Source organism: Parabacteroides leei, from assembly GCF_023369805.1.
Lineage (GTDB): Bacteria > Bacteroidota > Bacteroidia > Bacteroidales > Tannerellaceae > Parabacteroides > Parabacteroides leei.
On sequence record NZ_JAMBQG010000001.1, the window covers coordinates 388611 to 409703 of the forward strand.

The window sequence follows — 21093 nt, forward strand, 5'->3', positions numbered from 1 at the left end:
AGGTTCGGCCGTAGGGGCGGGGTCTGCCCGCCCTTCTTCACCGGTTGTTATATTATTGTCGCAAAGGGTGGGCAAACCCCACCCCTACAAAACCTGTCATTTTGGTTCACATTTTGCTACATCCGAGCGCGAAGCCCAATTATTCATTATTAATTATTAATAGAAAAAGGCTTCACCTTTTTCTATTACAGACTCAAATAATAAATTCAAAACCGTTTCTTATTCTATATTAAGTAGAACTTTCTGAAAGTTGCGAATGTATGGTCTCGTTTGTTATAATATCTGGAACTTCAGCCCGAACGATAAGCTCAAATAGTCTTTCGGTTTCAGGTATTTATTTCCGAATTTACTAAGGATATACAGGTCACAGGTGCTAAGTTCGTAAAATAAGGTGACAGATTTATGCCATCTTCCCGGATTGTTGAATTTGAAGGTGACACGTTCACCCAGGAAAATATGAGTACGTATGCGGGTCGGAAAAAAGTAATATCCATCAGGATATTTGCTTGGGCTGTGTACCCAATAGTCTCTGTCGAGTAAGGTACTGATGTATAGTCCTGTTGTTAATGGTTCGAAATCAATGCTTTTGTGTAAAGGGACTCTCCAGGGTATATAATTTTGTTTAAATGTGAAAGTAGCCATGGCATGCCGTCTTTTGGCACTCTCAGCACTAAGATTGCGTGTCGTTTTAGGTACAAAGCCGAATAATAAATCCGTTTCCCAATGATGACGGTAGTAATCCCATCCCAATCCGAAAGAGAACATCCCGATGGAGCCTGCGAATTGTATTTTGCTATATCGTGGGATTAAATTTTCCCATAGCAAAGTATACTTTTCCACATGCCTTTCATATAGAGTAGGGGCAGGGATGCTATCTTGTGCATTTATATGAAATGAGAAAAAAGCGAATATAAGTAATAGTAAACAGTTAGAATTTAATGATTTCATATGAATAGCTATCCGGTGTTATAGTATAGAGAAGATAAGTTCGTTTTCCTATATTGTCACAACAATAATAAATAATCCCGTCATTGAACAGGTCGCGTGCCACAAAGTTATGATCATGGGCATGCAGGCAGAAAAGGGGAGAAGGAAATTCTCTGATCTTTTCCTGAAAAATATCTGCGACGTTATTGTTGAACTGATCGCTTCCCGGTGGAACATGCATAACAAAGACCGTATGCGTATCCTTTTCATTTGTATCATTCAATTGATTTTTTATGAAGGCAAAATTGGGTACAGGAGTTGAATAGTCATATTCAAGAGCATTCGTATTCAGGCAGATGAAGCGGATTCCTCCTCCCGTCCGGAACGAAAAGTTTTCATTTCCATATAAATCTTCATAAATCAGGTCGCCCTTGCCAATAATATCGTGATTACCGATTAAGGCAATATAAGGGATATTTAACCGCGACAGAATCTTATGTTGCAGGAGATATTCTTTTTTGATACCGAAGTCGGTCAGGTCTCCGCCATGAATGACAAAGTCGACGGAATTTAATTGGTTGACGTGCTTTACGAAATCATCTGTTTCATCATACCAGCGCTGTGTATCGCCGGTAAAAACAAAACGGATAGTATCTTTATCTGCACAAGCTTTTTCGATCTTGACAATATTGGTTGCATTGATGTTTTTGTCTTCTTTCTCTGAAACTCTTCCGTCGTACGGGTGATAATCTATCAAATCGCAAGAGGTGAGTAGGATGAATAGTAATAAAGCATATTTATTTCTCATAATAAAGCCCCATCTTTTTATATGCAAAGATAGGGCGACTTTTATTTTAGAGAAAGGTCTTTATTGAACTATTGGTAGTCAAAATATCTATATGTCGAAGATTTGTTCCAGTTCCGTAAAATCCGAGATCACGAGATCTGCTGTTTCGTCTCCCCGGTATTCTTCCCAGCCAATGCTTCTCAACCATATTGTCTTACATCCGATGGAAGTGGCAGGGATGATATCCTTATCGTAGGAGTCACCGATTACGACGATCTCTCCTGCGGGGAGTGCTAATTCTTTTACGCCTAATCCGAAAATGGCGGGATCTGGTTTACGGATACCGACAACTGCCGATTCGATGATCGACTGAAAATAGATATCGAGGTGGAAGTCTTTCAATACAGATTCGATATTCCCGTAAAAGTTAGAAACCAGCACCAGCGGATATTTTTTAGATAAGGAGGCAAGTATGGGACGGGCTGAATCGATCGATCTTCGTGCATACGCATAGCACCAGTCTGCCAGGCGTTGTTTCAGTCGTGGGGTGGCATATTCTTCCGGCAGAAAATCACCCGCTTTGAGCCATTCGATTTGCAGGTCGGTTTTCAGGCGTAGCATGTCGAGAAAGGTGTGATGCGGTTGTACGATCGGATTTTTACCTAGTGTCCGTTCTCCATGCACATAGGCTTCACGGAAGGTCTCTTTACTTACCGGTACTTCTTCCGCCTGGTAAGCTTTCCAGATCACTTCGGCCCAATGCATACCGTTGCTGTCGATAGTGCCGCCGTAATCGAACAGGATCCCTTTTATCTTATCTGATTCTAACATATTGTCTTATGATTTTGATTTAAGTTCTTTGGTGAATTCTGCACAGAAATGTTCGTGCGTGTATATCATATATATCAGCATCGTATTTAGTACAGTCATCTCAAATACGAAATACAGCCACGGCATATCAATACAAATACTGATGAACAAGGCGATGACACGTGTGTTGAACGACAACATATTCGTGTATTTCATCATCGGGAGGCTCTTTTCCCGGAATGCTTTGCGGAACCATTCCGGAGCTTCGTCATGATATTTGCTGCGGATGATATCCATCATCTTCTGAAACTTCGGTGTTAAAGCTTCCTGGCCGACGGTATAGTTGATATAGAATGTTTCGAATAGTTTGTAGATGAAATCCTTTTTCCAACTCATTGTCTTGTATTTCTCTTTCAGGGCAGGGGAGTGGGATAATTCGCTTCCGGCCTTTCCCTTCAGGAACAGGAGGTGGATGTTCCGGTAATAGTCGGCCATAGCGGCCTGTTTACTATGAAAGAATCCGGTGATGGCTGCTAATATCCATATCCAGATACCCCATTCCGGTGTGAGGCGGAGACAGATTGCCGCATAGATGGCTATGAACCAACAGTCGCCGGCAGTACCGTCGAGTATGCGTCCCAGAGGCGTTTTCTTTCCGGTCATACGCGCCAGTTGTCCGTCTGCACTGTCGTAAGAATTAGCCCAGATAAGCAGTAGCATGCCGATTATATTGATCGTGAGGTCCTGGAAGTAGAAGCAGATACCTGCTGCAATCCCTATGAATATACTTGCAACGGTAATGGCATTGGGGGATACTCCCAGTTTATTGAAGAACAATGCCCAGCGATAACCTATCGGACGGTAGAAATGAATGTCGATAAACTCTTCCGTATCCAGTGATTTGAGAGTTGATTCTATATCGGGTTTCTTTTTTGTTTCTTCCATTATTTGTTGATTAAATTATAGATGCGGCGGGCTATCTGGGGAGCGGCTTCGTCCCGGCAAGGGGCAAAGCTGGGCCAGTCGTTGAAGTCGATCAATCGGATTGAACCGTCTTCGGATACAATGCAGTCGCCACCGTAAACATGTATGTTTAATACCTCGGCTGCCTGGCTACAAAGCTGTTGCAGCTTTGAATCGTTAAACGGAATGCCTTTAGCCGTTCCGTTTATTTGCTCTAAGCCAAATTTGCTGTGATGTTGGTTAGAGGGATAGAACCAGTAAAAGAAATCGGTACCGGTTACACCGTAAAACTTAACCAGGTCACCTACCAGATGTTCGTTGATTACCGCCGTTTTAATGCCGCGAATAGCATATTCTTTCAGAATTGTTTTGGCTTCCTCCGGGTTTCTGACATATGTAACGTCTTCCCTGTGGATGGCATGGAAATCACCGCGTTTGATCCAACAGTTGTAGAATCCGGCTTCTTCCATAGCAGCAGTCGGATCTTCATTGGTGGGAAGGATCAGGCTGGCCGGGTGTGAGATATTGTTCGACATTAACAGGCGTGTCATTTTCTCGCGCGTACAGTTTTCAATACCATAACCGGAGTTGATAACGGTGTATCCCTGATCCTCCATTTGCTGAAGTTTGTGGATGGATGTCCAGTTTCGTACCATGTTGAAGATTGCAGTCTCTTCAAAGTTCCGGACAATCAGGTCTGATTCTATATATTCGTTTACTTCACACCCCAAGTCGCGCAAATATTGAGCGGTCAGGGAAAAGATGGCGGCATCGTTTCCGATATGATTGGGGGAAAATTGATTTTCCCTGCGGATGCCTGCTATTGTTAGTTTACTCATTGTTTACTGTTTTAAAAACTCTTCGGCTTTTTGGATATCTTCGGCATGATCGACATCTACGATTTTACTGAACGGATATGCTTTAAGCTGTAATCCTTCAGTTATAAGCTGGCGTTGATAGTTGCGCATGCGTGACATTCCCTGTTCGATGGCTTTATTCAAAACCTTTAGCCCGGAACGTCTCAGGCAGTAGATACCGCCGGAGATATAAGAGCATGCGGGTTCTCCCTGTTTGTCTAAAAAGCCATGGATCATTAAATCCTTGTCTGTATCTACGTATAGGGGTTTTTCATCATCTATAAAATCGGTTACGGCCATCAGTCCGTCCAGCCGGTTTTCTTTCAGGAATTCATTAATGTATCCACTGAACTCATCTTCCTTAAAAATCGTGTCGACAGTTGTCAGGCAGATATTGTCGCTGTCCAGGTGATGGCTCAATTCATAGAAACTATGCATCGAACTGGGTGTCGACTTTACCAGCAGTCGGAAAGGAACCGGAAGTTCCAGTTTCTGCAGATGTTCCTGTACCTCTGTCATTTCTTCGTTTACAATAATACTGATAGATGACGCGTCGTTTTTCAGGAAGACATTGATCAGACGGTCTATAAGAGTGATACCATTTAGTTGCACTAAAGGTTTGGGCCATTTAATACCTTCTTGCACCAATCGGGAACCCTCGCCTGCTGCAATGATTGCATAATCCATATGTTAGAATCTGTTTGAATTAAAAGGAGTAATATATGAAAAGAATTTCTTCTTTCTGTGAGAAGACGGACTTTTCACGGAAAGAAGAAATCTTTATCTCTGTATGTATTTTATCAATCCAGATAGCTGGGCTCTTTTTCGCCGATCATGTTACGCAGTGTCTGTTTAACCATTCTCCACTGTGTGAACAGGTCATGAACAGGCTGGTGTTCGAAGTCGTGCATCGGGCTCTTGCAGAAGAATGACAACCAGGTCTGGATACCGGACATACCGGCACGCATAGCAAGGTCGCTGAACAATACAAGGTCGAGTGCGATAGGAGCGGCAAGGATAGAGTCGCGGCAAAGGAAGTTTACTTTGATTTCCATCGGGTATCCCATCCATCCGAAGATGTCGATGTTGTCCCATGCTTCTTTGTTGTCTTTACGCGGCGGGTAGTAGTTGATACGTACCTTATGATATACGTCGCCATAAAGATCCGGATATTTCTCAGGTTCAAAAATGTTATCGATTACCGACAGTTTGCTGACTTCTTTCGTCTTGAAGTTTGCAGGGTCGTCCAATACTTCGCCGTCGCGATTTCCTAAGATATTGGTAGAGAACCAACCGCTGACACCCAGCATACGTGTTTTGAACATCGGAGCCAGTACTGTCTTCATCAGAGTCTGTCCGCTCTTGAAGTCTTTACCTGAGATAGGTACATTCATCTGTTTGGAGAATTCCCACATAGCAGGCGTGTCTACGCACAGGTTAGGAGCGCCCATGATGAACGGAGCACCTTCTGCAATGGCTGCATAGGCATAACACATACTGGGAGAAATGGCCTCCGTATTGTTTTCCTTCATTGCTTTTTCCAATGCGGCAAGCGACATATGTTCTTCTGAAAGAGGAATATAGATTTCTGTACTTGCTGCCCATAATACAGCGATACGTTCACAGTTGTTAGCTGCTTTGAAATCGCGAATGTCCTGGCGAATTTGCTCTACCATATCCCAACGAGTAGCAGCTTGTTTAATATGCGTTCCGTTTAAGCGTTTGGCCCAATTGTGATCGAAGGCTGCCGGCATCGGCTTAATAGCCTCCAGTTCATCTTTCACCTTGTTCAGGTCTTTTTCCTTTAAAACTTCTGCATACATGGCGGCTTCATATGCATTGTCTGCGAATATATCCCATCCGCCGAATACAATATCGTTCAGATCCGCCAAGGGTACAATGTCCTTAATTGCCTTCTCTTCTCCATTTTCCAAACGCATCGTCGCCATTTCTGCAATTGACCCGATTGGTTTGGCTACCCCTTTACGAGCGGCCAGTGTACCTGTAATCATGGTGGTTGCTACTGCTCCACCTACACCCACAACGAGAATACCAAGTTTTCCTTTGGCTTCTTTTACTTCGATTTTTTCCATGTCAATTTAAGTTCAAAAATAATGGTGCAAATTTAGGCCTTCTAATTTGAATTAAAAAGGATAAATATGCGATATAATTGGTCAAAAATACTATTATTTCTAACAACTTGTCCGGATAACGATTTAAAAGTACTGTATTTTAAAACTCCGTTTGTCCTGATACTTTGTAAAATGGAGGTTCTGTTGTATACCTCGTTATCCGTTTTATATGTTACAAAATTATAAAATACATTTTACCTGACAAAAAAAATAGTGATTATGATGATATATCAAATAAAAATACTTTCCTTTGCCCCATGTGAACAACATAGTTTTCAGAAATAGTTCTTTTATCTCCGATGTAATATTCAAAAATGAATTTATTTTGTAGTAATCGACCTTTCCAAGCTTATTTGTTACAGTTTTTTTATTAATTATTTTATATCATTTTTGTATGAATATTTACATTGGTAACCTGAACTACCGGGTTAGAGAATCTGACTTACAGCAGGTTCTGGAAGAGTATGGAGTTGTAGAATCAGTAAAGTTAATCATTGATCGCGACACTAACAGATCTAAAGGTTTTGCATTCGCTGAGTTCACAAATGAAAGCGAAGCAAGAAATGCGATCAAAGAATTGGACGGTGCTGAATACGAAGGTCGTCAGATGGTTGTTAAAGAAGCAACTCCGAGACGTTGAGTTAGCTTTAGCAAATAAAATATTGAAAGGGATACGGTGGGTAAAACTTCCGTATCCCTTTTTATTTATGCCGATAATTTCTTACGTTTGCTGCAAATTTAAAAAACAAATGAAAATAATAGGTATTTGTCTTGTGCTTGCCGGTTTGCTGGCTATACAGACTGCTTCTGCACAGATTCCTGAACGTGTATTTAAATCGGACCACAGGATTGATCCGGATAAAAAGGGACAATTGTCCGTGGAGCTCGATAATATAAGCTTTTTCAAAGATAATGAATATACGGGTTCTATTATGAAAGGATACTCACTTCCGGGACTTTGGGTTCAACCGAAAGTGACCTTCTATCCGTTAAGTAACATCAAGCTGGAGGTGGGCGCGCATATGCTGCGTTACTGGGGGGCAACTAAATATCCGAGCCTGGCTTATCAGGATATTGCAACCTGGAAAGGTAACCAGTTTCAGCACGGATTCCATGTACTTCCTTTCTTTCGTGCACAGGTGGCCTTGTCGGATCATGTAAATATAGTATTAGGAGATATTTATGGGGGAGCGAATCATAATCTGATCGAACCGTTATATAATCCGGAGCTGAACCTGACTGCTGATCCTGAGGCCGGCCTGCAATTGTTATACGATTCCCGCCGGTTCGATTTCGATGTGTGGGTGAACTGGGAGAGTTTTATCTTTCATGAAGATACTCACCAGGAAGCATTTACGGTCGGGTTGTCTGCACGGTATAAGTTGAACAATCCGGAATCTCGTTTTCATTTCTATGTACCTCTGCAAGGTCTTGCCCAGCACCGGGGAGGAGAGATAGATACGATCTACACAAATTCTGTTCAGACTTTGATGAACGGTGCAATTGGTGCTGGTGCAGTATGGAATACAGGAAATCCAATATTTAAGAATGTCAATCTGGAATTTGACGTAACCGGTTATTACCAGCAAGCCGGTGAATTATGGCCTTATGATAGCGGGTCCGGTTTTTATGTTCGCGCTTCGGCCGATATTTATGATTTCCGCGTGAAAACATCCTATTGGAATAGCAATAAGTTCATATCGATGTTCGGCAGTCCTTTCTATGGAGCTGTTTCAACATCCACGGAAGGTGTTACGTTTGACGGACAGAATATGTTCTATCTGGGGTTTGAATACTCCCGGAGTTTCGGAAAAGGTTTTTCTATGGGAGTAGATGTCGATATATACCAGCATCTTCCTGTTAACATGTATGAACAAGGAGTTGACGGAGTCAGTAAGTCCGGCAGCGCAACGAGTTTTTCTGCCGGAGTTTATTTACGGATAAATCCGTCATTCCTGATCAAAAGCTTTTAATTCAGCTTCGCCTTTGCCTCTTTCTGATAGGATTCGAGCAGGTAGATCGTTTTAGCCAATGAGGGGAATATCGGGAGGACGACCGGTCTTTCCGGGTCCCATTCCGGATCTTCCGTGATCATGGCGGATAAACTTCCTGCATACATTAATACTGTTTGTGCATCGGTAACGGCCGTTATGATATAACGTTGTTCTGCGGGTAGCAAAACAAAATACCCTTCATTTAGTTCTATGGCCGAAGTCGATGTTTGGGGGTCGATAAGAAGTGTTCCGGAGGTAACAAAAAGTAAGACATTGCCAATCGACTCTGTGTCGTATGCTGTTTCACCTGCTTTAACTTCTTTACATTCAAACTGATTAAAAAAATTCTTCATAAAAAAATATTACTCATTCTGTATTGCTTCAGACTGCCTGTTGGGTAGATATTGGAGCATGCCTTCAGAGTATTCTATCTGATGTTTACCATTTTCATCGGAGTAGATTACATAATATTCAATATCAGGGATGTTTTTAGCTGCCTGGCGTGCTTTTTCAAGACCCATTGCCATGAAGGCCGTAGCGTAGGCGTCGGCGGTGATGCAGTCATCTGCAACAATAGTTGCGCTTAAGATATTCTGTTCAGACGGGTATCCTGTACGCGGATCGATCGTATGTGCATATTTTTTTCCGTCTTTTACATAATAATTCCGGTAATTGCCCGAAGTGGCTACTCCGCCTTTTTTACATAGCTGGACAACCTCTTCTATATCGTTTCTTATTCCGGTGGAATCGTCTTCCGGTTTGTTAATACCGATACGCCAGCAGTTTCCATTCTGGTTGACACCTTTCATGGTAACCTCACCGCCAATCTCAACCATATAATTCTTAACACCTTCGCGTTCAAACAGGCGAGCTATTATGTCGCTCGCATATCCTTTTGCAATGGCTGAACAATTCAGTAAAATGCGGGGATCTTCCTTCACTACTTTTCGTCCGTCCAGTTTTACTTTCCGGTAACCTACAAACTGTTTGATGCTGTCGATCATCTGTGGGGTGATGCTGTCCATTTTGCTGAAGCCAAATCCCCACAGGTTTACCAACGGGGCGCATGTGATGTCGAAAACGCCATCGGAATGGTCTGAGACTTCCCGGGCTTTGTTGAATACTTCGATAAACCAGTCGTCGGCTTCAACAGGCTCGTTCTGATTTACCTTGGATATGATGGAATTCGGGTTGAACGGATTCAATGAAAGATTAAACTTTTGGAATTCAGCATCAATCTTGTCTGTCAGCAGTTCGGACGCTTCATATTTGACATGATAGATTGTATGAAATACGGAACCACTCTCTTCAAAATATTGTTTCTGGTTTGTGCAAGCAGTGAGAATAAATATCCACAGACTTACCAGAAAACCGATCTTCTTATACATCTCTTTTAATTTTAGGTCGGCAAAGATACTAAAATTTATTGTGATTCAACTATTATCAAGGCTTAAGCATTTCTGTTCTCCATGTAGGCTCCTTTCATGGGGGATACGCTGTTATTTGTGAAAATATCGAGGATACCTTGAGTTTGAAGCGGAGCTGGTTTGTTCCATAGTCTCCGGCGCTCCTGTAGGATCTGATTTATTTCTTCCGGTGTCTGTTGTACGCCGTTTGTTCCTGTAATTTCCAGTATCCGGGCTGGGATATCGATATGAACCAAGTCGCCGTTTTCAACCAAAGCGATAGGTCCGCCTTCGTATGCTTCCGGTGAGACATGGCCAATGGCCGGTCCACGGGTTGCACCGGAGAAGCGTCCGTCGGTAATCAGAGCGATACTTTCTGCCAGTTCCGGATCGGAGGCAATGGCTTCTGTCGTATAGAACATTTCGGGCATGCCACTTCCTTTAGGACCTTCATAGCGGATAAAAACAGCATCGCCCGGATGAATATCCTTTTGTAATACAGCCTGTAAAGCCTCCTCTTCCTTATTGAAAACACGGGCGATCAATGTGGCCTGCATCAGGTTGGGAGAGATGGCTGCATGTTTGACAACGGCACCTTCCGGAGCCAGGTTTCCTTTTAATATAGCAATTGCTCCTTGTTTACGGATCGGATTATCGAAGGGTTTGATGATATCGCTTATTTTTACTCCAAGTGCAGGCAGGTATTTCCGACATCCTTCATAAAAGCCGTTCTGCCGGAGTGTTTCAAGATTTTCTCCCAGGCATTTGCCTGTGACGGTTCGTACATCCAAGTTAAGAACGTCTTTAAGCTCTTCCATAATGGCCGGTACACCTCCTGCATACCAGAAATATTCGCCCGGCCAGAATCCACTTGGCCGGATATTCAACAGGAATGGGATCTGCCGATGAATTTCATCGAACAGTTCAGGAGGAAGTTCTAAGCCTAGTTCATGTGCAATAGCCGGCAAATGTAACAGGCTATTGCTTGAACCGGCTATGGCGGCGTGTATTATGATGGCGTTTTTAAAGGCCTCGATAGTCAGAATGTCGGAGGGAAACAGTTCTTCATTCCCCAATTCGACAGCCCGCTGACCTGCGTAGCGGGAAATATCTTTCAGATAATGTATATGGGTAGGGATCAAGGCTGAACCGGGCAATGCGATACCCAGTGCTTCCGCCATTACCTGCATAGTAGAGGCTGTTCCCATAAAAGAACAGGCACCACAGGAAGGGCAGGCGTCTTTTTTATAAGCCAGGAGTTGTTCTTCGCTGATCTCCTTACGTTCGTATTGTGCGTTATATTTGCCGATCTGCTCCAATGTTAGCAGATTGGGGCCGGCTTTCATAATGCCTCCGGGAACAAGTACGGCCGGCATATTCAGGCGGGCGATCGCCATTAGGTGGGCCGGGACGGATTTATCGCAACTCGTGATGAATACGCCTGCATCGAATGGAGTAGCTTTGACATGTATCTCCATCATGGCGGCCATGATATCGCGGGATACAAGTGAATAATTCATGCCGTCATGTCCCTGTGCTTCTCCGTCGCAGATATCGGTTACGTAATAATTGGCAGCCCGTCCTCCGGCATCGTGGATGCCTTTCCCTGCTTCTTCGACCAGTTTATTCAGATGTGCACTACCGGGATGGCTGTGTCCGTAACTGCTTTCGACAATGATCTGGGGTTTGCTGAGGTCGTCGATACTCCATCCGCTGCCGAGTCTGAGCGAGTCGATCTCCGGGGCCAGTTTACGTAACTCCTGACTTTTCATAAATTATTCTTTTAACTGAAGAATATGTGTTCTATTAATATTTTAGTTCCGATACCGATCAGGATCAGTCCGCCGATCAGGTCGAGTTTCAGGTCGACCTTACGTCCGAAGCGGCTTCCGAAGTATACACCGGAAACTGACATCAGGAAGGTAACGATCCCGATCAGGAAGGCCTGGATGATAATATCCGATTTGAGGATAGCCAGCGATATACCGATTGCCAGGGCGTCGATACTCGTAGCAATGGCTAACCCGAACAATGTCTTGTTGCAAAGCGGATTGGATTTACAGTCTTCATCCTCTTCCTGGGTGCTGTCGTAAATCATTTTACTTCCCAGGTATAATAAAAGAATGAAAGCGATCCAGTGGTCGAATGCTGTAATGTATTTCTGGAATCCGACGCCTGTCAGATAACCAAGAGCGGTCATTACTGCCTGTGTGATCCCCATAAAAGAGCCTATCTTAACCATATTACAAGCGGTGCATTTACGAATCATCGCACCGCCGGTTACAGACACGGCTAAACTGTCCATCGATAAACCGATAGCTAGTAACACTATTTCTATAATTGACATATATTAAAAAGTTTCCCTTTTGCTAACCTCTTCGATCGCTTTGTTCCGGAATACGGACAAACTTCCCGTATCTTATATTTCCGATTCAATCTTATAATTGTTCCGGTTGGGGGCATTTCTGGATATCAACTCTCCGATAAATCCGGCAAGGAACATTTGGGTTCCTAGTATCATTGCGGTAAGTGATATATAGAAATAAGGCGAATTAGTCACAAGCGGACGTAAATCACCTGAAAACATTGAGATCAGTTTCATGCTCAGAACGATTACTAAAGCTATAAAACCGATAAAGAACATTACGCTTCCCCAAAGGCCGAAAAAGTGCATCGGTTTCTTGCCGAACTTGGAAGTAAACCACAGCGTAATCAGATCGAGATAACCGTTCACGAAACGATTTAGTCCGAATTTGGTTGTCCCGTATTTGCGTGCCTGGTGTTGTACCACCTTTTCGGCGATCTTATTAAAACCAGCGATCTTTGCCAGGTAAGGAATATACCGGTGCATATCATTATACACCTCTATATTCTTTATTACAATATTCTTATATGCTTTTAATCCACAATTGAAATCATGGAGATTGTTTATACCGGAGAATTTACGTGCCGTAGCATTGAACAACTTAGTCGGTATAGTCTTGGATAATGGATCGTACCGTTTCTTCTTCCATCCTGAAACGAGATCGTATCCTTCGTCTTTTATCATACGGTAAAGTTCGGGGATCTCGTCGGGGCTGTCTTGCAGGTCGGCATCCATGGTGATGACCACATCTCCTTTGGCACGCTGGAAACCACAGTGCAATCCGGGTGATTTACCATAGTTGCGACGGAATTTAACACCTCTGACACATGGATTCTTTTGTTGTAACTCTTCGATTACTTCCCATGAATTGTCCGTACTTCCATCGTTTACAAATATAACTTCGTAACTAAAGTTGTTTTCTTTCATTACCCGCTCTATCCATGCTTCCAGCTCAGGAAGGGATTCAGCTTCGTTATACAACGGAATAACTACTGATATGTCCATTATTTGTTTTGTTTCTCCTTTTATTCTTGTCCGACATTTCCGGTTTCGTTATTTCTGCATATAATAGCAGCTACCGGAATTGAAAGTATGATACCGTAAAATATATTGTTAAAGATACCTTGAATCGCCATGTGGATAGGAGTGAAGTTCGTTCTTCCTACAGCCTCCATTATTTCGGTGCTTACCTGCGAATCTTTCAGTACATCTATCATCTGGTTTATCGAGTTAGACAAAAAGTCCGCCGGTGCGATAAACTGGAAAAATACAAAATGTTCCAGTGCTACGATCAGAGCGGCAAAGAAATAGAGCATCGTACCGAATCGCCATGCGTGAAAGAAACTGATTTTTCCTCCGATGTCTTGTTTATATCGTTTGGTCAGATAGTAGGCGATAAACGGAACCAACAATGTTAGTGCCAAATAGACAATATTAAGAGCGGGGATTGTGTTGCTGAAAATAAAGAATAGATACTTTATCACCCAGTAAATTCCCATGGCCAGGCCATAAGTCATCGCACTTTTTAATAGTAGACCTTTATTTTCTTCCATCGTATATTGCTGTTTTAAAGTTTATATCAGCAAAATTAATCCTTTTGTAAGAATATGCAATTATGATAATAAAAAAAAAGAGGAAGTTTACTTAAATAAACTTCCTCTTTCTGAGAGCCTCTTGTCGGATTCGAACCAACGACCCCGAGATTACAAATCACGTGCTCTGGCCAACTGAGCTAAAGAGGCAGGTGGGTAAGCTTACTACATCGCGCCGCTACAACCAAGTACCCTTGCTGCGGTCAAGCCCTGGGGGATTCCGAGGGAGCATGCCGTATAGGACTTACCCGGGTGCAAAAGTAGATATTATTTTTTACAATGCAAGCGTTTTTGTTTATCTGAAGTGATATTTGTTTCTAAATGGCTGGAAACCTTTTATTTTCGGCGTAGTTAAAAAATGTTTACCGGTCTCTTGAGGGCTTGTGCAGTCTTGTGAGTTGCTCTTCCCTGAGGTGATTCGGCATTTCCTTTGGGGAGGGAATTGTTTCTTTAGCATTAACGGATTGTTTCACTAGGATGAAACACTTGTTTCACTTATGAGAAACACTTGTTTCTTCTTGGTGAAACAGTTTTAAGTATATGACTCTATTTCGGATTTATCGGCAAGGAAGTAAGGAGAGGCTTGCTTGTAATAAGGCGGTAACCGGTCATATTTTTTGATAGATTATGATCTACTCTGGTATATGTATAAATATTCTTGTAACTTTGTGTCCTAATTTAAAAATCAAAAATAGTAAGAACAATGGGTGGTTTTTTCGGAACTATTTCTAACTCGGCTTGTGCTACCGATTTATTCTATGGCACAGATTACAACTCTCACTTGGGGACCCGCAGAGGCGGTATGGCAACTCTCCATAATGGCGTATTTAAGCGTTCTATCCATAATCTCGAAAATTCTTATTTCCGTACACGTTTTGAAAGTGAACTGGACAAGTTTCAGGGAAACTCTGGTATCGGTATCATCAGTGACACGGATCCTCAACCGATCTTTATTAATTCTCACCTGGGTAAATATGCCGTAGTAACGGTTGCCAAAGTGAATAATATGGATGAGTTGGAGAAAGAATTACTGGATAAAGGTTGTCATTTCTCCGAATTAAGTTCCGGACAGACCAATCAAACAGAATTGATCTCATTATTGATATCTGAAGGAAGAACTTTTCTGGAAGGAATAGAGTTGGTATTCGAAAAAGTGAAAGGTTCTTGCTCGATGCTGATCCTTACCGAAGACGGTATTATTGCAGCCCGCGATAAATGGGGACGTACGCCGATACTGGTCGGGAAGAAGGAGGGAGCTTATGCAGCCACCAGCGAACCTTGTAGTTTTCCGAATCTGGGATATGAAATAGAATATAATGTAGGACCGGGTGAAATCGTACATCTTACAGCTGATAAGATGACACAACTGCGTAAACCGAATAAAAAGATGCAGGTTTGTTCTTTCCTGTGGGTTTACTATGGATATCCGGTATCTGAATATGAAGGGGTAAATGTAGACGCTTCACGTTATGCCAGCGGTGTTTCGATGGCAAAGAAGGATGAAGTGGAAGCCGATTTCGTATCCGGTATTCCTGATTCGGGTATCGGTATGGCTTTGGGGTATGCTGAAGGAAAGGGAATCCCTTACCGTCGCGCCATTGTAAAATATACACCGACATGGCCTCGTAGCTTTACTCCGGCTAACCAGGCAGTTCGTGACCTGGTTGCTAAAATGAAACTGATCCCAAATCGTGAACTGTTGCGTGGAAAGCGGGTTATCTTCTGTGACGACTCGATTGTACGTGGAACACAGCTTCGCGATAATGTAAATATATTGTACGGATATGGGGCAAAAGAGGTACACATGCGTATCGGATGTCCTCCTATCTTGCATTCATGCCCGTTTGTCGGATTCTCTGCTTCCAAATCTCATCTCGAACTTATTGCCCGCCGGATTGTTAAAGAAATAGAGGGCGATGATGCTAAGGATCTGGATAAGTATGCGACTACTGGTACTGAACAATATAATAACCTTGTTGAGCGTATCCGTGAACAGTTGAACATCACCACGCTCAAATTTAACACCGTAGAAGATTTAATTCAATCGATCGGCTTGCCTAAGGAATGTGTTTGTACGCATTGCTATGACGGGTCAAGCTGTTTCTAAAAAAACACAGCCTTATGAATCTGACAGAACGATTTTTGAAGTACGTTACGTTCGACACACAGTCGGACGAAGAGACGGGCACAACGCCCAGTACTCCCGGACAACGGGTGCTTGCCCTTGAATTGGTAAAGGAACTGGAAGCAATTGGCCTGGAAGATATTACCCTGGATGATAATTGCTATCTGATGGCAACTCTTCCGGCTAATACAACAAAGAAAGTGCCGACCATCGGTTTTATTGCACATCTGGATACCAGTCCGGATATGTCCGGCAAGGATGTGACGCCGCGTATCGTAACCTATAAAGGGGGAGATATCGTGCTGTGTGCTGAAGAGAATGTCGTACTTTCTCCCCGGATGTTTCCCGAACTGAACGACTATAAAGGGCTGGATATTATCGTGACTAACGGTAAAACCTTGCTGGGTGCCGACGATAAGGGTGGCGTGGCCGCTATCATTTCGGCTGTTCAGTATCTGAAGGATCATCCGGAAATCGAACATGGAAAGATTCGTATCGGTTTTACTCCCGATGAAGAGATAGGCCAGGGTGCCGATCATTTTGATGTGGAAAAGTTCGGTTGCGAATGGGCTTATACGATCGATGGGGGACAGATCGGTGAACTGGAATATGAAAACTTCAATGCTGCCGGAGCAAAAGTAACTTTCAAAGGGTTGAATGTTCATCCGGGTTATGCAAAGAATAAGATGTTGAATGCTTCGCTTTTGGCGATCGAGTTCGCTTCCTGGTTGCCTGCATCGCAACGTCCGGAGCATACAGCGGGGTATGAAGGGTTTTATCACTTGACTAATATGTCCGGTACCGTGGAAGAGGCTTCTTTGTCTTATATCATCCGCGACCATGTTCGTACCTTGTTCGAAGAAAAGAAAGAACAGTTGCGTCTATTGGTAAAACGTATGAATGAAATACATCCGGGTAGTACGACACTCGAACTTCGCGACCAGTATTATAATATGCGTGAGGTGGTTGAACCGAAGAAATATATTGTGGACCTGGCGTTCGAAGCGATGGAAGCTGTCGGTGTAAAACCGTTGGTTAAGCCGATTCGTGGCGGAACGGACGGTGCCCGTCTGTCGTTTATGGGATTGCCTTGCCCGAATATCTTTGCGGGAGGACTGAACTTCCATGGACGTTATGAGTTCCTTCCGGTGGGTTCACTGGAAAAAAGTATGCAAACCATAATAAAAATAACCGAGCTGTTAGCTCAAAAATCTTAAACGAATAATAACATGAAAACGACTCCGTTTACCGATGTGCATATCGCATTGGGAGCAAAAATGCACGAATTTGCCGGCTATAATATGCCTATTGAATATACCGGCATCATCGACGAACACATGACCGTAGTGGATGGTGTAGGTGTGTTTGATGTATCTCATATGGGTGAGTTTTGGGTAAAGGGCCCGAATGCGCTGGCTTTTATTCAGGGTATCACGTCTAATGATGCTTCTGTTTTGCCTTTGGGTAAGGCACAATATACCTGTTTCCCGAATGATAAAGGCGGTATTGTAGATGATCTGCTGGTTTATCATTATGAACCGGAAAAATATTTACTGGTAGTAAATGCCGGTAATATTGCGAAGGACTGGGATTGGTGTGTGAGTCATAACACAGTGGGAGCAGAGCTTGAAAACTCTTCCGATCGTACTGCACAGCTGGCTATCCAGGGACCGAAAGCAACTGAAGTTTTGCAACGTCTTACTCCGGTCGACTTGTCTTCTATTCCTTATTATTCATTTGTAACGGGTGAATTTGCAGGATGTAAGAACGTGATTATCTCTAATACGGGTTACACGGGTGCCGGTGGTTTCGAACTGTACTTCTATCTGGATGATGCTATGACGATCTGGAATGCCATCTTCGAAGCTGGAAAGCCGGAAGGTATCAAGCCGATAGGTCTGGGTGCACGTGATACGCTTCGTCTGGAAATGGGTTTCTGTCTGTATGGAAACGACCTGGATGATACGACTTCTCCGATCGAAGCAGGTCTGGGATGGATCACCAAGTTTGCAGAAGGAAAAGAATTTACCAACCGTGAGGAGTTGGAACGTCAGAAGAAAGAAGGCGTAACACGCAAACTGTGTGCATTCGAACTGATAGATAAAGGTATACCCCGTCATGGTTACGAGATTGTAGATGCTGAAGATAATGTGATCGGGGTGGTTACTTCCGGAACCATGTCTCCTGTATTGAAAAAAGGTATAGGTATGGGTTATGTGAAACCGGAATATGCGAAAGTCGGTACAGAGTTTTTCGTGAAGGTGCGTAACAGGAATCTGAAAGCTCAGGTGGTGAAAGCTCCGTTCCGTAAATAATACAATATAAAGTATGCATAAATAAGAAGCCCTGTTCGTTGTCGAATGGGGCTTTTTTTGTCTATCTTTACGGCGAAATATAAAGACAGATTGTATGTTGAATTTTTTGAAAAACTGGACGTTGCCTATTGCCATGCTGGCAGGTGCGTTGGGTTATTTTATATTTGCCAATGTCGCATTTCTGGAACCGGCAAGACCGTTTCTGAATACGTTTATTTCATATCTCACCCCCTTTTTGATCTTTGGACAGCTCTTGCTTACTTTCTGTAAAGTAGACTGGAGGGAATTGATGCCGTCCCCGTGGCATGGATGGTTGTTGTTGTTTCAGATCGTTTCGTCTTGTGCATTAGCTGCGTTATTGATCTTTATCCCTATGGGAGGCTCTTATCGTGAAGTGTTTGAAGCAGCAATGGTTTGTTTGATTTGTCCGACGGCGACGGCTGCGGCTGTGATTACAGGTAAGTTGGGAGGGAGTGCGTCTAGTCTGACTACTTATACCTTGCTTTCGAATATTATGGCGGCGGTAGCTGTTCCTTTAATATTCCCATTGGTCGAACCCCATACGGATGTAACGTTCTTGACGGCTTTTCTGAAGATATTGAGTAAGGTATTTCCATTATTACTTCTCCCGTTCTTTCTGGCTTTGTTTTTTCGGTATTATCTTCCGAAAGTACATCACTTTTTGTTAGGCTTTCATGATCTGGCTTTTTATATGTGGGGAATAGCATTGGCAGTTGTAACGGGCCAGACCGTGAAGTCGCTTGCCGACAGTAGTATCCCGGTGGAGATAGAGATATTGATCGCATTTGCCGGTTTTGTTACTTGTGCCTTGCAATTTTTTCTGGGCAAACGAATCGGAACTATTTATAAAGACCGTATCAGTGCCGGGCAGGCGTTGGGACAAAAGAATACGGTACTTGCTATCTGGATGTCTTATACTTATCTCGATCCTGTATCGTCGGTAGGCCCAGGATCTTATGTCTTGTGGCAGAATATTTTCAATAGTTGGCAGTTGTGGAAGAAGAGAAAGAATGAGTTGAAATAACAAGTATAAGATATTGAAAATTAGATGTATGAAGACGGACTTTACAATCAGGCAAGCTCAACAGCCGGATGCGGTTGAACTAAAAGAGTTATTTCAAAATACTGTTCTCGTAATAAATAGACGTGATTATTCACAGGCAGAAGTTGAAGATTGGGCATCGTGCGGAGATAATCTATCTGCAATAGGAGAGATGATAAAGACTCACTATTTTATTGTAGCTGTTAATCAACAGTCACAAATCGTTGGTTTTTCATCTATTACGTCTCAAGGCTATTTACATTCTATGTTTGTTCACAAGGATTTTCAAGGTAAGGGTATTGCCACGATGCTTTTGGAAGAAATAGAACGGTATGCAATTACAGCCGGGATTATGCGGATTACATCCGAAGTGAGTTTAACTGCTCGTCCTTTCTTTGAAAAAAAAGGTTATGTAGTAGAGGAAGAACAAAAGCGCAAAGCGAATCAGCTTTCTCTTACTAATTTTTGGGTGGCAAGGGAGGTAGCTAAAATTAAGCCTTATAATGGTCGTATTCCTGCTTGTGGTGTCTTTTGTGGGGGATGTCCCATATATACGAGAGAAAAAAGACCTTGCAGAGGAGCCGAGCTAAATAGTTCTCGCTGTGAAAAATGCAAAACATTTCATTTATGTTGTTTGGGGAAAGAGATAACACATTGTTTCCAATGCAGCAGCTTCCCATGTACCAAATTTAAAGGCTTTACCAAGCGTTGGTTAAAGTATGGACAGAATTTTATTGAGAATCAGAAACTGTTAAGTGAAATAGGCGAAGTGGCATTTTTGGAGTATTGTAATAAAAAGATTACAGATTGAGTTTAGTACGTTCCTTTGTTTATATATCCAAAACGGACTAAACTTCTTTGTCCTGACAGCAAGATAGGTGCCGGCGAAAAGAAAAAATACCTTTGTTTTCTTTTCGCCAGCATTATTTTTGTACTTTTGTTGCATGTAACAAAGCGCAAATGGATATAAATCAGAATTATAGGGAAGCAGTAAAGACTATAAAAGAAGCTATTCTACGCAGCCAGTACCGTGCAGCTGCATCGGTGAACAAGGAACAGCTATCTCTTTATTACGGTATCGGACGTTACGTGTCGGAAAATTCCCGTAAAGGCTTTTGGGGGAAAGGTGCAATTGAACAAATATCTTCTCTGTTGCAAAAAGAACTACCGGGGCTAAGAGGATTTTCAGCTTCGAATATTAAGAATATGCGAATTTTCTATGAAGCATGGGAACCCGTTTTAAATCGCCAGCCAATGGCTGACGATTTAGTGTTGAATGAAAAATTGCTGTTGAGCGTAATTCGCCAGCCAATGGCTGATGAATTTAACTGGTCAGACTTCCTTTCAATCGGCTTTAGTCATCATACCGAAATCATATCCAAAGCTAAGACTTTGGAAGCAAGGCTATTTTATATACATGAGTGCGCCATTCGCTATTGGAGTAAGTACACTTTAAGGGATTACTTAAAAGCAGACCTGTACAGCCATCGGGGAACTTTGCCTAACAATTTCGCACAAACATTGCCTGATACTAAATGAAAATCCCTCTATAGGAATAATTCTTTGCAGGGAAATGAATCAAATCTTTGTAGAGTTTGCAGTTCGTGATTATAACAAACCGATGGGAGTTGCTACATACCGTGCGTCCAAGGATATGCCGGAACGACTTCGTAATGCTCTACCGGACATTGAGGATTTGAAAAAGCTATTGTAAGGAAAAAGTCTTATTTCTTTTTTGGCAGGTAGTTGCCTTTTGT

20 protein-coding genes, 1 tRNA gene and 1 pseudogene are annotated in these 21093 nt (G+C 42.7%); 8 read left to right on the top strand and 14 right to left on the bottom strand.

The window, feature by feature from the left end:
- Window positions 1-273: 273 nt before the first annotated feature.
- The 7 genes from M1P97_RS01535 to M1P97_RS01565 form a co-directional block, all read right to left on the bottom strand.
- Window positions 274-948 carry a hypothetical protein gene (locus M1P97_RS01535; protein WP_249388204.1) on the bottom strand — a complete coding sequence of 225 codons (675 nt, stop codon included), beginning with the start codon at window positions 946-948 and terminating at the stop codon, window positions 274-276.
- A complete protein-coding gene (locus M1P97_RS01540; protein ID WP_249388205.1) occupies window positions 929-1735 on the bottom strand; it encodes a metallophosphoesterase family protein in 807 nt (268 codons plus the stop codon). The genes M1P97_RS01535 and M1P97_RS01540 overlap by 20 nt, the downstream gene beginning before the upstream one ends.
- Before the next feature lie 87 nt (window positions 1736-1822).
- Window positions 1823-2545 carry an HAD family hydrolase gene (locus M1P97_RS01545; RefSeq protein ID WP_249388206.1) on the bottom strand — a complete coding sequence of 241 codons (723 nt, stop codon included), beginning with the start codon at window positions 2543-2545 and terminating at the stop codon, window positions 1823-1825.
- Between the two features lie 6 nt (window positions 2546-2551).
- Window positions 2552-3469 (bottom strand): CDP-alcohol phosphatidyltransferase family protein, encoded by a 918-nt coding sequence (locus M1P97_RS01550; protein ID WP_249388207.1) that lies wholly within the window; start codon window positions 3467-3469, stop codon window positions 2552-2554.
- The gene (locus tag M1P97_RS01555; protein ID WP_195375010.1) at window positions 3469-4326 is read right to left on the bottom strand and encodes an ATP-grasp domain-containing protein; all 858 of its coding nucleotides are present in this window, start codon (window positions 4324-4326) and stop codon (window positions 3469-3471) included. The genes M1P97_RS01550 and M1P97_RS01555 overlap by 1 nt, the downstream gene beginning before the upstream one ends.
- Window positions 4327-4329: 3 nt before the next feature.
- Window positions 4330-5031 carry a nucleotidyltransferase family protein gene (locus tag M1P97_RS01560; RefSeq protein ID WP_195375009.1) on the bottom strand — a complete coding sequence of 234 codons (702 nt, stop codon included), beginning with the start codon at window positions 5029-5031 and terminating at the stop codon, window positions 4330-4332.
- Between the two features lie 113 nt (window positions 5032-5144).
- Complete coding sequence (locus M1P97_RS01565) at window positions 5145-6437, bottom strand: inositol-3-phosphate synthase (RefSeq protein WP_195375008.1); 1293 nt, start codon at window positions 6435-6437, stop codon at window positions 5145-5147.
- A 433-nt stretch (window positions 6438-6870) separates the two neighbouring features.
- On the opposite strand from M1P97_RS01565, the gene M1P97_RS01570 reads away from it, so the two are divergent.
- Entirely contained in the window at window positions 6871-7116 is a 246-nt protein-coding gene (locus M1P97_RS01570) for an RNA recognition motif domain-containing protein (protein WP_028730423.1), read from the top strand.
- Between the two features lie 109 nt (window positions 7117-7225).
- The gene (locus M1P97_RS01575) at window positions 7226-8449 is read left to right on the top strand and encodes a hypothetical protein (RefSeq protein WP_195375007.1); all 1224 of its coding nucleotides are present in this window, start codon (window positions 7226-7228) and stop codon (window positions 8447-8449) included.
- Here M1P97_RS01575 and M1P97_RS01580 read toward each other — a convergent pair.
- From M1P97_RS01580 to M1P97_RS01610, 7 genes are all read right to left on the bottom strand, one after another.
- The gene (locus tag M1P97_RS01580; protein ID WP_195375006.1) at window positions 8446-8823 is read right to left on the bottom strand and encodes a hypothetical protein; all 378 of its coding nucleotides are present in this window, start codon (window positions 8821-8823) and stop codon (window positions 8446-8448) included. The two genes, M1P97_RS01575 and M1P97_RS01580, sit on opposite strands and share 4 nt — an antisense overlap.
- Window positions 8824-8832: 9 nt before the next feature.
- On the bottom strand, window positions 8833-9858 hold the full coding sequence (locus tag M1P97_RS01585) for an FAD:protein FMN transferase (RefSeq protein ID WP_195375005.1): 1026 nt from the start codon (window positions 9856-9858) through the stop codon (window positions 8833-8835).
- 62 nt (window positions 9859-9920) lie between these two features.
- Complete coding sequence (gene ilvD / locus M1P97_RS01590; protein ID WP_195375004.1) at window positions 9921-11648, bottom strand: dihydroxy-acid dehydratase; 1728 nt, start codon at window positions 11646-11648, stop codon at window positions 9921-9923.
- A gap of 11 nt (window positions 11649-11659) precedes the next feature.
- The gene (locus tag M1P97_RS01595) at window positions 11660-12223 is read right to left on the bottom strand and encodes a manganese efflux pump MntP (RefSeq protein WP_195375003.1); all 564 of its coding nucleotides are present in this window, start codon (window positions 12221-12223) and stop codon (window positions 11660-11662) included.
- 72 nt (window positions 12224-12295) lie between these two features.
- On the bottom strand, window positions 12296-13246 hold the full coding sequence (locus tag M1P97_RS01600; protein ID WP_195375002.1) for a glycosyltransferase family 2 protein: 951 nt from the start codon (window positions 13244-13246) through the stop codon (window positions 12296-12298).
- Window positions 13247-13266: 20 nt separating this feature from the next.
- Window positions 13267-13794, bottom strand: a complete 528-nt coding sequence (locus tag M1P97_RS01605) for a DUF4199 domain-containing protein (protein ID WP_195375001.1) — start codon at window positions 13792-13794, stop codon at window positions 13267-13269.
- Window positions 13795-13909: 115 nt separating this feature from the next.
- Window positions 13910-13983, bottom strand: a tRNA-Thr gene (locus tag M1P97_RS01610).
- 553 nt (window positions 13984-14536) lie between these two features.
- On the opposite strand from M1P97_RS01610, the gene M1P97_RS01615 reads away from it, so the two are divergent.
- From M1P97_RS01615 to M1P97_RS01640, 6 genes and pseudogenes are all read left to right on the top strand, one after another.
- Entirely contained in the window at window positions 14537-15940 is a 1404-nt protein-coding gene (locus tag M1P97_RS01615; protein ID WP_249388208.1) for an amidophosphoribosyltransferase, read from the top strand.
- A gap of 14 nt (window positions 15941-15954) precedes the next feature.
- Window positions 15955-17175 carry a peptidase T gene (pepT, locus tag M1P97_RS01620; protein ID WP_249388209.1) on the top strand — a complete coding sequence of 407 codons (1221 nt, stop codon included), beginning with the start codon at window positions 15955-15957 and terminating at the stop codon, window positions 17173-17175.
- A 12-nt stretch (window positions 17176-17187) separates the two neighbouring features.
- Window positions 17188-18273, top strand: coding sequence for a glycine cleavage system aminomethyltransferase GcvT (gene gcvT / locus M1P97_RS01625; protein ID WP_195374998.1), 1086 nt, complete (start codon window positions 17188-17190; stop codon window positions 18271-18273).
- 94 nt (window positions 18274-18367) lie between these two features.
- Complete coding sequence (locus M1P97_RS01630; RefSeq protein ID WP_249388210.1) at window positions 18368-19318, top strand: transporter; 951 nt, start codon at window positions 18368-18370, stop codon at window positions 19316-19318.
- Between the two features lie 28 nt (window positions 19319-19346).
- On the top strand, window positions 19347-20147 hold the full coding sequence (locus M1P97_RS01635) for a GNAT family N-acetyltransferase (RefSeq protein WP_249388211.1): 801 nt from the start codon (window positions 19347-19349) through the stop codon (window positions 20145-20147).
- A 149-nt stretch (window positions 20148-20296) separates the two neighbouring features.
- Window positions 20297-21050: pseudogene (locus M1P97_RS01640) on the top strand (PDDEXK nuclease domain-containing protein).
- Window positions 21051-21093 lie beyond the last annotated feature (43 nt).